Below are 12,136 nucleotides of genomic sequence, written 5' to 3' on the forward strand. Positions count from 1 at the left end.
GCCGCCAGCCGGCGCCACGGTCCGGTGCTGCCGTAAAAAATGGCACCGTGAAAGTTGATGATCATCAACCAATTGACCGACTTGCGGCGGATAATTCGGAATCATTCTCCTTTCGATGCCGAGGCACGCCGTGATCCTGAATCTCGCTCAACTGCAAGCGCAACAGCCGGCGCGCGTGAAGGCGGTCGGCACCTCGGCCGAACTGGCGCAAAGGCTGGCCGCACTCGGGCTGCGCCCGGGGCGCGACGTCGAGGTGATCCGCCGTGGCTGGCTCGGCGGCCCGCTGCAACTGAAGGTTGGCGGCACCGAGTTCATGCTGCGCCGGGCCGAGGCGGCGCTGATCGAGGTCATCGAACCGTCGGCCGCGGCCGTTGCGCCGTCGCGGGCGGTGGCAGCGCTGGGGGATGCGACATGAGGCGCGTCGCCCTCGTCGGGATGCCGAACACCGGCAAGTCCACGCTGTTCAACCGGATCACCGGCGGCAACGCCCGCGTTGCCAACTGGCCGGGGCTGACGGTCGAGCTGGCCAGCCACCGGGTGCTGCTCGGTGGCAGCATGGTGCAGCTCGTCGACCTGCCGGGGGTCTACGACCTGACCGGCGGTGCCGAGGACGAGCAGGTCGCGCAGCGCTTCCTCGCCGACACCGGGCTCGACGCGGTGCTGCTGGTGCTCAACGCGACCCAGCTCGACCGGCAACTGGCGCTGGCGCTGCAGCTCAAATCGGTCGGCGCGAAGCTGATCGTCGCGCTGAACATGGCCGACGAGGCCAAGCGCGGCGGTTTCGACATCGACACCGACGCGCTGGCCGAGGCGCTCGGCAGCCCGGTACTGAAGATCAGCGCCAAGTACGGTCACGGTGTCGACGGCCTCAAGGCGCTGCTGGCCACCAGTCTCAACGGCGAGGCGTCCCGGCTCGATTTCGCCAGCCTGAGGCCGGCCGACGCCAGCCGCGACGCCGAGGCAGCGCTGTATGCGCGTACGGTGCATCGTCCACCGACCTTGCCGCCGGGCCCGACGCAGAAGCTCGACGGCTGGCTGCTGCACCCGCTCGCCGGGCTGCCGCTGTTCGTGGTGATGATGGCGCTGCTGTTCCAGCTCACCTACGCGATCGGCACGCCGCTGCAGGACGGCTTCGAGGCGCTGCTCGGCAGCGTCAGGGACGCCTGGCTGGTGCCGCTGACGTCCGGCCTGCCCGACTTCCTGTCCGGGCTGATCCTCAGCGGGATCTGGGACGGCGTGACCACGGTGCTGACGTTCGCGCCGCTGATCTTCGTGTTCTTCTGCCTGATGGCGGTGATCGAGGACTCGGGCTACTTCGCCCGCGCGGCCTTCATGATGGACGGCATCATGGCGCGCGTCGGCCTCGACGGCCGCGGTTTCGTGATGCTGATGATGGGCTTCGGCTGCAATGTGCCGGCGCTGATGGGCACGCGGGTGATCCGCGACCACAAGGCGCGGCTGCTGACGATGCTGACGATTCCGTTCTCGCTGTGTTCGGCGCGGCTGCAGATATTCCTGTTCTTCGCCGGCGCGCTGTTCGGCCCGCGCCAGGCACCGTGGGTACTGCTGTCGCTGTACTTTGTCAGCATCCTCATCGCGCTTGGCACCGCCTTGCTGTTCCGCCGGTACTTCCCGTCGCGCGAGCCGTTCGCGCTCGAGCTGCCGCCTTACCGGCTGCCGGTGTTCAAGCACATCGTTTTCCGCGGCTGGAACGAGTGCCGCTCCTTCCTGAAGCTCGCGACGACGATGATCGTGTTCGGCGTCATCGCCGTCTGGCTGCTGACCAACTACCCGAGCCCGCAACACAGCTATGCCGAAGTCGTCGGCAATTTCTTCCAGCCGGTGCTGTCGCCGATCGGCATCCGGGCCGAGCTGTCGATTGCGCTGCTGTTCGGCTTTGTGGCCAAGGAGGTCGTGCTCGGCGGGCTGGCGGTGATCGTCGGCGTCGACGGCGCGCAGCTCGCCACGCACCTCGCCCATTCGTTCGATCCGGTCTCGGCGTACAGCTTCATGCTGTTCGCGCTGACCTACGTGCCCTGCGTTGCGACGATCGCGGCGATGAAGAAGGAATCGAAAAGCGCGGGTTTCACCGCATTCTCGGTCGTCTGGTCGCTGCTGCTGGCGTGGGTGCTGTCCTTCGTGTTCTACCAGGGCGCGCGGGCACTCGGCTTCTGAGCGCGGTTCACAGCGGCAGCGCGCGAACCCGCGGTGCCGACCACAGGCCGACGCCGAGCGCGATCAGCAGCGCGGCGAGGTAGAGGCCGAGGAAGGCGCCGGTGCCGAGCTTGCCCGCGAGCGGCCGGGCGATGCCGAGGAAGGCGGCGAAACCCCACGATGCCGCCGAGACGCCGCCGATGCACGCCAGCCGCAGCCGCTGGCCACGGCCAAGCGGCGCCGGTACGGCCGGCAGCAGCCGCGGCAGCGCGTAATGGTGCAGCGCCGCGCCGTTGAGCGTCAGCACCATGACGACGATCAGCTTGCTGGCGAGCTTGGGGTGCGCGGCCAGTTCGGCCCAGCCCGGCCAGTGGCCGAAATCGAGCAGGATGATCGCCAGCCCGGTCCCCCACAGCAGCGCCAGCGCGACCAGCACCGTGCGGCTGACGAGCTGCAGCAAGGCCCGGTCGCCGGCGCCGGTGCGGCGGCCCATGATCTTCAGGTCGGCGAGCACGGTGGCGCCGATCGCAACGCAACAGGCGAGCAGATGGGGGTAGAGCAGCAGCAGGCGCAGGGTTTCGGTCATCGTCCGGCTCTCGGAACACGCGATGTCCCCATGCTAGGTGGTGGCAGCCTGCGTGCCGTCCGGCTGCGACGGCTGGAACCGGGCTGTTGCCGTTTGGCAATCTTGCCCGCATGCAAGACGGGACCGGGCCCGCGCGCTAAAATGACGGGTTCGCATCCGATCGTGCCCCGCCAGCCTCAATGAATCTGCTTGTCCTTGGCCTCAATCACCAGACCGCGCCGTTGGCGGTCCGCGAGCGGCTGGCCTTCGGCGACGCCGAGCTGCCCAAGGCGCTGGCCGAGCTGACGCAGGTGCGCGGCGTGCAGGAAGCCGCGATCGTCTCGACCTGTAATCGGACCGAGCTGTACTGCAATGCGCGCGACGTCGACGCGGTACTCGGCTGGCTTGCCGCCAGCCGCGGCCGCAGCGTCGACGACATCGCCGCCCACCTGTACCGCTACGAGCACGACGACGCCGTGCGCCACGCCTTCCGCGTCGCCTGCGGCCTCGATTCGATGGTCGTCGGCGAAACGCAGATCCTCGGCCAGCTCAAGGACGCCGAACGCGCCGCGCGCAGCGCCGGCAGCCTGGGCGTGCTGCTCAACGGGCTGTTCCAGCGCGCGTTCCAGGTCGCCAAGGACGTGCGTACCGAAACGAAGATCGGCGCGTCGTCGGTGTCGATGGCCGCGGCGTCGGTCCGGCTCGCCGAACGGATCTACACCAGCGTGTCCGAATGCAAGGTGCTCTTCGTCGGCGCCGGCGAAATGATCGAGCTGTGCGCCGCGCACTTCGCCGCGCACAAGCCGCGCGGCATCGTCATCGCCAACCGCACGCTCGAGCGCGGCGAGACGCTGGCGGCGCAGTATGGCGGCGAGGCGATGCTGCTGACCGACATCGGCGTGCGGCTGGCCGAATTCGACATCGTCGTCAGTTCGACCGCCGCGCCGCTGCCGCTGATCGGCAAGGGCATGGTCGAGCGGGCGCTGAAGGCGCGCCGCCGCAAGCCGATCTTCTTCGTCGACCTCGCCGTGCCGCGCGACGTCGAGGCCGAGGTCGGCGATCTGGCCGACGCCTATCTGTATACCGTCGACGACCTGTCCGAAGTCGTCCGCCAGGGGCTGGCCTCGCGCACCGCCGAAGTCGATGCGGCCGAGGCGCTGGTCGCCGAAGGCGTGGCCGCCTTCAAGCAGTGGCAGGCGACGCGCGCGCTGGTGCCGACGATCCGCGAGCTCAAGGACCACGCCGACCGGATCGCCCGCAACGAACTGGCGCGGGCAAAGAAACGCCTGGCCGCCGGCGACGACGTCGACGACGTGCTCGAGCGCCTGGCCGAACAGGTTGCCGCCAAAATCCTGCATGCGCCGCTCGCGAGCCTGAACGCCGCATCTCCCCAAGACCAGGAACCGCTGGCCGCCTGTACGCGGCGGCTGTTCCGCCTACCCGACCAGACATGAAACCGTCGATCCAGACCAAACTCTCGCAACTGTGCGACCGGCTCGAAGAAGTGGGCGCGCTGCTCGCGTCCGAAGACGCGACGCGCGACATGGACCGCTACCGCAAGCTGACGCGCGAACACGCCGAGCTCGAGCCGGTGGTAGCGCTGTTCAACGCCTTCCGCGCCACCGAGGCCGACATCGCGGCGGCCGAGGACATGCTGTCCGACCCGGACATGAAGGAAATGGCCGAGGACGAAATCGCCTCGGGCAAGGCGCGCATCGCCGAGCTTGAAACCGAGCTGCAGAAGGCGTTGTTGCCCAAGGACCCGAACGACGAGCGCAACCTTTTCCTCGAAATCCGCGCCGGCACCGGCGGCGACGAGTCGGCGCTGTTCGCCGCCGACCTGTTCCGGATGTACACGCGCTACGCCGAACGCCAGCGCTGGCAGGTCGAGATCGTCTCGGCCAGCGAATCCGACCTTGGCGGCTACAAGGAAGTGATCGCGCGCATCGCCGGCTTCGGCGCGTATTCGCGGCTCAAGTTCGAGTCGGGCGGCCACCGCGTCCAGCGCGTGCCGGCAACCGAAACCCAGGGCCGCATCCACACCAGCGCGTGCACCGTTGCGGTGATGCCCGAGGCCGACGAGGTCGGCGAGGTCGACATCAACCCGGCCGACCTGCGCATCGACACCTTCCGCGCCAGCGGTGCCGGCGGCCAGCACATCAACAAGACCGACTCGGCGGTGCGCGTCACCCACCTGCCGACCGGCATCGTCGTCGAGTGCCAGGACGACCGTTCGCAGCACAAGAACAAGGCGCGCGCGCTGGCGGTGCTGGCGGCGCGGATCAAGGACGTGCAGGACCGCGAGCGCCAGAGCAAGGAAGCCGCCGAGCGCAAGAGCCTGATCGGCTCGGGCGACCGCAGCGAGCGCATCCGCACCTACAACTTCCCGCAGGGGCGGATGACCGACCACCGGATCAACCTGACGCTGTACAAGCTCGACGCGATCATGGACGGCGACCTCGACGAGCTGACGCAGGCGCTCGTCAACGAGCAACAGGCCGAGCTGCTGGCTCAGCTTGGAGAGTAAGGAACGGCCCGCCTCGCGGGCCGTTTTGCCGTGCACGATCGACGTCGCCTAGATTTGAATGACGACCTCTCGGGAGAAGAGCGATGAGCGGACAAGGCAAACGCTACAGCAACGGCGACGTCACGATCCTGTGGCAGCCGGAGAAATGCATTCATTCGAAGCGCTGTTTCCACGGCCTGCCGGCGGTGTTCGATCCGAAGAGCCGGCCGTGGATCCGCATCAACGCGGCGGCGAGCGCCGACGTCGTGAGGCAGGTGGGCGAGTGCCCGTCGGGCGCGCTGAGTCTTGTCGACGAGCGCCATCCTGCCGCCGATGCGCCGAAGCCGGACATCCCCTGTATCGCGCTGCAGCCCGACGGGCCGCTGCTGGTGCACGGTCCGGTGACGCTGCGGCTGGCCAACGGCGATGAGCAGATCTGTGACGGGCCGCGCACCGCGCTGTGCCGCTGCGGCGCATCGGCGAACAAACCGTTCTGCGACGGGTCGCATCTGAAGGTCGGTTTCAAGGGTTGAGCCGGGTGGCATCAGGAGAGGAAATGGCTGAAGCAATGAACGAAGTGGATCTGTTCGTGATCGGTGGCGGTTCGGGAGGCGTGCGCGCGGCGCGGATAGCCGCCGGATACGGCGCGAGAGTGGCGATTGCCGAAGAGGCGAACTTCGGCGGCACCTGCGTCAACCGCGGTTGCGTGCCGAAAAAGCTGCTCGTTTACGCCAGCCGCTACCGCGGCGATTTCGACGAGGCGGCGGCATTCGGCTGGCGGGTCGGCGAAACGGCGTTCGACTGGGCGACGCTGATCGCCAACAAGGACCGCGAGATCGCCCGGCTCGAGGCGGTCTACCGGCGCAATCTCGACAAGGCCGGCGTCGCGATCCATGCGCAGCGCGCGGTGCTCGACGACGCGCACACCGTGCGGCTTGCCGACGGTACGCGCATCCGCGCCGGCAAGATCCTGATCGCCAGCGGCGGGCGCCCCTACCGCGGTCCAGCGTTCGAAGGGCAGGAGCTGGCGATCACCTCGGACGAAGCCTTCCACCTGCGCGCGCTGCCGCGGCGCATCGTCATCGTCGGCGGCGGCTACATCGCGGTCGAGTTCGCCGGCATCTTTGCCGGCCTCGGCAGCGAGACGACGCTGGTCCACCGCGGCGAGCGGGTGCTGCGCGGTTTCGACACCGAACTCGCCGACGCGCTGGCGAGCGCCTACGGCCGGCAGGGCATCGGGCTGCGGCTCGGCGCGACGGTGAAGCGCATCGTCCGCGACAGCGATGAAAGCGGGCTGGCGGTGACGCTGTCCGACGGCAGCATCGCGCACGCCGACGTGGTGATGCTGTGCACCGGCCGCCGGCCGTATACCGGCGGGCTCGGGCTGGCCGAGGCCGGCGTCGCGCTGGCCCAGTCCGGTGCGATCCTCGTCGATGGCGAGTCGCGGACCAGCGTGCCGTCGGTGTTCGCCGTCGGCGATGTCACCGACCGCGTCAACCTGACGCCGGTGGCGATCCGCGAGGGCCATGCGTTCGCCGACCGCGAGTTCGGCGGCGTGCCGCAGCCGATCGACTACGACCTCATCCCGACCGCGGTGTTCTCGACGCCCGAACTCGGCACCGTCGGCCTGCCCGAGGCGGCGGCGCGCGAGCGTTATCCGCAGCTCAGGGTGTTCCGCACCGGGTTCAGGACGATGCGCTCGGCGTTCGCCGACGGCGACGACCGGATGCTGATGAAGCTGCTCGTCGACGGCGCGACCGACCGCGTCGTCGGCGTGCACGTGCTCGGCGATGCCGCGGCCGAGATGATCCAGCTTGCCGGCGTGGCGCAGACCGCCGGTGCGACCAAGGCGCAGTTCGACATGACGATGGCGCTGCACCCGAGTGCGGCCGAGGAGCTGGTGACGCTGCGTCAGGCATCGTAGAGCGACTATCCTGCTGGCTGCGTCTTGCGCGCCCAGCACCGTTTCACCGGGTTTCCGACCGGCAGGAAGTGCCCTTGGGGCATTAGCCACGCTTGGCACGATCGTAAATAGTTGCCGGAACCGGGCTGGGCGGTTTCCGGTCGAATGCGGCTCAATAACAAGGAGCGACCATGAAGAAAATCATTCTCGCCGGCGCACTGGCGCTGAGCACCGGTTTCGCCGCCGCCGCCTTCGTCGGCCCGAACAGCGCGCCGCTGATGACGACCGCGGCCGGCGCGGCCAAGGCCGCCGACGACGTGCCGGTGGTGCTCGAAGGTTACGTGGTCAAGTCGCTGGGTAACGACCAGTACGAGTTCCGCGACAACACCGGCACGATCAAGGTCGAGATCGACCACGACAAGTGGCCGGCGCAGGACATCACGCCGCAGATGAAGGTGCGCCTGTCCGGCAAGGTCGACCGCAGCAAGCTCACCGGCTTCGAGGACATCGACGTCAAGCTGGTCGAGATCATCAAGTAAGCGGCTTGCAACGCCCCGCAGGCAGTGCCCCCGGGGCATTCGCCGCCCCAAGCCTCCAACCCGCCGCCCGGCGGGTTTTTCGTGTCCGGTGTCAGGGCGGCAGCGGCCGGCCGAGGCAGAAGTCGTGGAAGGCGCGGACCCGCGGCGTCGGCTGCCGCCCGCCCGGGCGGACCAGATAGAGCGGCGTCGGCTCGCCGAGCCAGTCCGGCAGCGCCGCGACCAGCCGGCCGGCGGCCAGATCGTCGGCGACGTCGAGCGCCGATTTGTACGCGACGCCGTCGCCGCGCAGCGCCCATTCGCGCACGACCGCGCCGTCGTTGGCGTAGCGCGCCGGCCGGATCGGCACGCTTGTGTCGCCGCCGTCGGCTAGGCAGAAGCGCCAGACGACGTGGGCGCTGTCGCGGATGCTGAACGCAAGGCAGCGGTGGCGGGCCAGATCGGCCGGGGTGTCCGGCATGCCGTGGCGCGCCCAGTAGGCGGGGCTGGCGACGAGCACCCGGCGGCTGTCCGGTGCCAGCGGCGTGGCGATCACGCTGCCGTCCTGCTGCGTGCCGGCCCGGAAGGCGAGGTCGATCGAGCCGGCGACGAGGTCGTCGACCCGGTCGGACAGCCGCAGGTGCGGCACCACCGCCGGGTGCATGGCGCAGAATTCGTCGAGCCAGTCGAACACGAAGCGGCGGCCGAAATCCGACGGCGCCGAGATGCGCAACGGCCCGGCCAGCTCGCCACGATGCGCGGCGAGCGCGTCGCGGCCGGCGTCGAGCGCCTGCTGCGCCGCCAGCGCGCTGCGGTACCAGATCTCGCCCTCGGCGGTCAGCGACAGCTGCCGCGTGCTGCGCAGGAAGAGCCGTGCGCCGAGCTGGGCCTCCAGCCTTTTGAGCGCCACCGACAGCGCCGCCGGCGTCTGGTTGAGGTCGCGCGCGGCGCCCGAGAGCGAGCCGCGTTCGACGATGCGCAGAAACCAGTCCCAGCCGGGTAAATCGCTGGCCATTGCGGCCTCCTTGTTTTCAACAAAACATTGAAAATGTTTTGAAGATTATGGGGTTTTTCCATTGGAAAAGCGCGCGCATGATGCCGGCTGGAATCGGTCGACTGGCGTCGCAGCGAGGCATCAGCCGTTTCACGCAGGGCGCGTAGCAACGAGCCGCCGCCTGTGACGCCGATGCCCCGACATTTGCCGAAACTGGAGAACCCGCATGAAAGCCGTTGCCCTGGACCGTTACCTGCCGATCACCGATGCCGATGCGCTGCTCGACGTCGATCTGCCCAAGCCGGTCGCCACCGGTCGTGACCTGCTGGTGAAAATCGAGGCGATCGCCGTCAACCCGGTCGACACCAAGGTCCGTGCGCCGAAGGACAAGGTCGAGGCCAGCCCGCGCGTGCTCGGCTGGGACGCCGCCGGCGTGGTCGAGGCCGTCGGCCCGGACGTGACGCTGTTCAGCGTCGGCGACCCGGTGTACTACGCCGGCGACATCACCCGGCCCGGCTGCAATGCCGAATACCAGCTCGTCGACGAACGCATTGCCGCTGTCCGCCCGGCCACGCTGAACGCCGCCGATGCCGCCGCCCTGCCGCTGACGGTGATCACCGCGTGGGAGGCGCTGTTCGACCGGCTCGGCGTCGGCCGCAACGGCGAGGACAAGGGCAGGACCGCGCTGATCATCGGCGGCGCCGGCGGCGTCGGCTCGATCGCGATCCAGCTCGCCAAGGCGCTCGTCGGGCTGACGGTGATCGCGACCGCGTCGCGGCCCGAATCGCGCGACTGGGTGACCGCGCTCGGCGCCGACGCGACGGTCGACCACCGTGGCGACATCGCCGCGCAGCTCCGGGCGCTCGGCCACGATACGGTCGATTTCATCCTGTGCTTCAACGATACCGACCAGCACTTCGCGACGATGGCGCAGGTGATCGCGCCGCAGGGCAGGATCGTCAGCATCGTCGAGAACGCGACCCTGCTCGACCTGAACCTGCTGAAGTCCAAGAGCGCGACCTTCGTCTGGGAGTTCATGTTCACCCGGGCGATGTACCAGACGCCGGACATGATCAAGCAGCATGAGCTGCTGGCCGAGGTGGCGAAGCTGGTCGACGCCGGCACGCTGCGCACGACGGTCGGTGCGCATTACGGCGCGATCAGCGCCGCCAACCTCAGGCGCGCACACGCGACGCTCGAGGCCGGGCAGACCATCGGCAAGATTGTCCTCGCCGGTTTCTGATCACCACCATCACGGAGACAAACCGCCGCATTCGCGGCGGTTTTTTTTCACCCGGCCGCCGCGCGCGCAGCCGGCGCTGGGCAAATCCCGCTGTCGCAAATATGCTGGGGGTATTGACGCTGGGACGCATCGTTCACTAAATTGAAACCGATTTCACTTTCGGGTTCAGACCAATGCAGTTTGACCTTTCGGTGCTGCTTCCGCACCTGGACGTGCTGCGCGACGGGGCCGTGCTGACGGCGCAGGCCTGTGCGCTGGCGCTGGTCGGCAGCGTCGTCACCGGCGCGCTGGTGGCGATGGCGTCGACGTCGGCGTCCAAACCGTTGCGGCGGGCGGCCGACATCTATGTCGACATCTTCCGCAACGTGCCGTTCATCGTGCAGATGTTCTTCTTCTACTTCGGCCTGCCGGTGCTCGGCCTCTACATCGACGCCTTCACCACCGGCGTGGTCGCGCTGTCGATCGCCGGCGGTGCGTTCACGTCGAACGTGATCCGCTCGGGCATCCTCGCGATCGACCCGGGCGTGATCGAGGCCGCGCAGGTGTTCGGCCTTCACAAGCGCACCGTCTTCCTGAAGATCGTCATGCCGGTCGCGCTGCGCACGTCGATCCGTCCGCTCGGCGCGGTGCTGGTCAACCTGATCCTGACCTCGTCGATCCTGTCGACGATCACCCTGAACGAGCTGACCGGCTCGGCCAAGATCGTCGCGTCCGATACCTTCCGGCCGTTCGAGGTCTATTTCGTGCTGCTCGTCGTCTACGCCGCGCTGACCTGGAGCGTGTCGCTGGCGATCGGCGCGCTGCACCGGCGGCTGAACCGCGACATCGTGGAGGTCGTGTCCTGATGCAATACGGCAGCTTTACCTGGTACGACCTCGTCCTGCTCGCTCAGGGCCTGTCGGTGTCGGTGCTGGTCTTCCTCGCCACTTCGGCGATCGGGCTGGTGCTCGGCGTCGCGTGGGCGACGGTGCGCTTCTACCGGATTCCGGTGCTGATGCAGCTGGTGACGCTGGTTGCCGAGACGCTGAAGAACTCGCCGGTGCTGGTGCAGCTCTTCCTGGTGTTCTTCGGCCTGCCGGTGCTGGCGCAGATCAACGTCACACCGGTGCAGGCGGCGGTGATCACGCTGTCGGGCAATACCGCGGCGTTCATCTACGTGATCGCGGTGTCGGCGATCGAGTCGGTCGGCCGCGACCAGATCGAGGCGGCGCGGGTGTTCGGGCTGAGCCGCTGGCAGACGCTGCGCCGCGTGGTCTCGCCGCAGGCGACCGCCTTCGCCATCGGCCCGCTGATCGGCCTGGCGGTGAACCAGCTGCAGGTTACGTCGCTGGTGTCGGTGATCGGCGTCGTCGACCTGACCAAGATCGGCAACATCCTCAATCTGCGCACGCTCGAACCGTTCATCGTCTGGACGGCGGTCGGCGTGCTCTACTACCTGTGCGCCAAGCTGATTGCGCGGCTGGGCGGCAAGCTGGAGGCCCGCTTGCGCGCCCACAGCGACTGGAAAGGGCTGTGACATGATCAAGATCGAAGGTGTACGCAAGGTATTCAACGGCGTCACCGTGCTCGACCATATCGACCTGACGGTCGAGAAGGGCGAAGTGGTGTCCATCCTCGGCTCGTCCGGCTCGGGCAAGTCGACGCTGCTCCGCTGCATCAACGGGCTGGAGAGGCTCGACGGCGGCGGTATCACCGTCGACGGTTTCGACGTCTCGCGGCCGAAGGAGCTGGCCGAGGCGCGCAAGCGCTCGGCGACGGTGTTCCAGCTCTTCAACCTCTATCCGCACATGACCGCGGTGCAGAACCTGATGCTCGCGCCGGTCGAAGTGCTCAAGGTGCCGAAGGCAAAAGCCGAAGCCGATGCGCGCGCGCTGCTGGCCTCGGTCGGCCTCAGCGAGCGTGCCGATGCCTATCCGGCCCAACTGTCCGGCGGCCAGCGCCAGCGTGTCGGCATCGCCCGGGCGCTTGCGGTGAACCCGAGCTATCTGCTGCTCGACGAAGTCACCAGCGCGCTCGACCCGGAAATGACGGCCGAAGTGCTGCGCATCCTCGCGCGGCTGGCCGACGAGGGTACGACCATGGTTTTCGTCACCCACGAAGTCGAGTTCGCGCGGACGATCTCGAGCCGCGTGGTGTTTCTGGAAAAAGGCCGCCTGCTGGTCGACCTGCCGACCGCCGAATTTTTCGCCGACGACGGCGGGCTGGCGAACCCGCGCGTCCGGCAGTTTCTCTCCAATATGAGCAAGGGATGACACG

General features: G+C 68.3%; 13 protein-coding genes. 11 read left to right on the plus strand and 2 right to left on the minus strand.

The window, feature by feature from the left end; all coding sequences use genetic code 11:
* The first annotated feature begins 115 nt into the window (after nt 1-115).
* Together BJP62_RS13995 and feoB are read left to right on the plus strand one after the other, a co-directional pair.
* Entirely contained in the window at nt 116-415 is a 300-nt protein-coding gene (locus tag BJP62_RS13995) for a FeoA family protein (RefSeq protein WP_070530536.1), read from the plus strand.
* The gene (gene feoB, locus BJP62_RS14000; protein ID WP_070530538.1) at nt 412-2,175 is read left to right on the plus strand and encodes a ferrous iron transport protein B; all 1,764 of its coding nucleotides are present in this window, start codon (nt 412-414) and stop codon (nt 2,173-2,175) included. The genes BJP62_RS13995 and feoB overlap by 4 nt, the downstream gene beginning before the upstream one ends.
* 7 nt (nt 2,176-2,182) lie before the next feature.
* Here feoB and BJP62_RS14005 read toward each other — a convergent pair whose 3' ends face one another.
* Nucleotides 2,183-2,740, minus strand: a complete 558-nt coding sequence (locus BJP62_RS14005; protein ID WP_070530540.1) for a hypothetical protein — start codon at nt 2,738-2,740, stop codon at nt 2,183-2,185.
* Between the two features lie 179 nt (nt 2,741-2,919).
* Between BJP62_RS14005 and hemA the strand changes: the two genes are divergently transcribed.
* The 5 genes from hemA to BJP62_RS14030 all read left to right on the plus strand — a co-directional run bounded on the left by hemA (nt 2,920) and on the right by BJP62_RS14030 (nt 7,667).
* Nucleotides 2,920-4,173: a glutamyl-tRNA reductase gene (gene hemA, locus BJP62_RS14010; protein ID WP_070530542.1), complete on the plus strand. Its 1,254-nt coding sequence runs from the start codon at nt 2,920-2,922 to the stop codon at nt 4,171-4,173.
* Entirely contained in the window at nt 4,170-5,246 is a 1,077-nt protein-coding gene (gene prfA, locus BJP62_RS14015) for a peptide chain release factor 1 (protein ID WP_070530545.1), read from the plus strand. The genes hemA and prfA overlap by 4 nt, the downstream gene beginning before the upstream one ends.
* A gap of 83 nt (nt 5,247-5,329) precedes the next feature.
* A complete protein-coding gene (locus tag BJP62_RS14020; protein WP_070530547.1) occupies nt 5,330-5,758 on the plus strand; it encodes a (4Fe-4S)-binding protein in 429 nt (142 codons plus the stop codon).
* 23 nt (nt 5,759-5,781) lie between these two features.
* Nucleotides 5,782-7,149: a glutathione-disulfide reductase gene (gene gorA, locus BJP62_RS14025; RefSeq protein WP_070530549.1), complete on the plus strand. Its 1,368-nt coding sequence runs from the start codon at nt 5,782-5,784 to the stop codon at nt 7,147-7,149.
* A gap of 170 nt (nt 7,150-7,319) precedes the next feature.
* The gene (locus tag BJP62_RS14030) at nt 7,320-7,667 is read left to right on the plus strand and encodes a YgiW/YdeI family stress tolerance OB fold protein (protein WP_070530551.1); all 348 of its coding nucleotides are present in this window, start codon (nt 7,320-7,322) and stop codon (nt 7,665-7,667) included.
* Nucleotides 7,668-7,758: 91 nt separating this feature from the next.
* Here BJP62_RS14030 and BJP62_RS14035 read toward each other — a convergent pair whose 3' ends face one another.
* Nucleotides 7,759-8,658, minus strand: a complete 900-nt coding sequence (locus BJP62_RS14035; protein ID WP_070530552.1) for a LysR family transcriptional regulator — start codon at nt 8,656-8,658, stop codon at nt 7,759-7,761.
* A gap of 205 nt (nt 8,659-8,863) precedes the next feature.
* On the opposite strand from BJP62_RS14035, the gene BJP62_RS14040 reads away from it, so the two are divergent.
* The 4 genes from BJP62_RS14040 (at nt 8,864) to BJP62_RS14055 (ending at nt 12,132) form a co-directional block, all read left to right on the plus strand.
* The gene (locus tag BJP62_RS14040) at nt 8,864-9,880 is read left to right on the plus strand and encodes a zinc-binding alcohol dehydrogenase family protein (RefSeq protein WP_070530554.1); all 1,017 of its coding nucleotides are present in this window, start codon (nt 8,864-8,866) and stop codon (nt 9,878-9,880) included.
* A 173-nt stretch (nt 9,881-10,053) separates the two neighbouring features.
* A complete protein-coding gene (locus BJP62_RS14045; RefSeq protein ID WP_070530556.1) occupies nt 10,054-10,725 on the plus strand; it encodes an amino acid ABC transporter permease in 672 nt (223 codons plus the stop codon).
* A complete protein-coding gene (locus BJP62_RS14050; protein ID WP_070530560.1) occupies nt 10,725-11,396 on the plus strand; it encodes an amino acid ABC transporter permease in 672 nt (223 codons plus the stop codon). Before BJP62_RS14045 ends, BJP62_RS14050 begins: the two co-directional genes overlap by 1 nt.
* 1 nt (nt 11,397) lies before the next feature.
* Nucleotides 11,398-12,132 carry an amino acid ABC transporter ATP-binding protein gene (locus tag BJP62_RS14055; RefSeq protein ID WP_070530562.1) on the plus strand — a complete coding sequence of 245 codons (735 nt, stop codon included), beginning with the start codon at nt 11,398-11,400 and terminating at the stop codon, nt 12,130-12,132.
* Nucleotides 12,133-12,136: the final 4 nt, after the last annotated feature.

Source organism: Jeongeupia sp. USM3, assembly GCF_001808185.1.
In the GTDB taxonomy this organism is placed as follows: Bacteria; Pseudomonadota; Gammaproteobacteria; order Burkholderiales; family Chitinibacteraceae; genus Jeongeupia.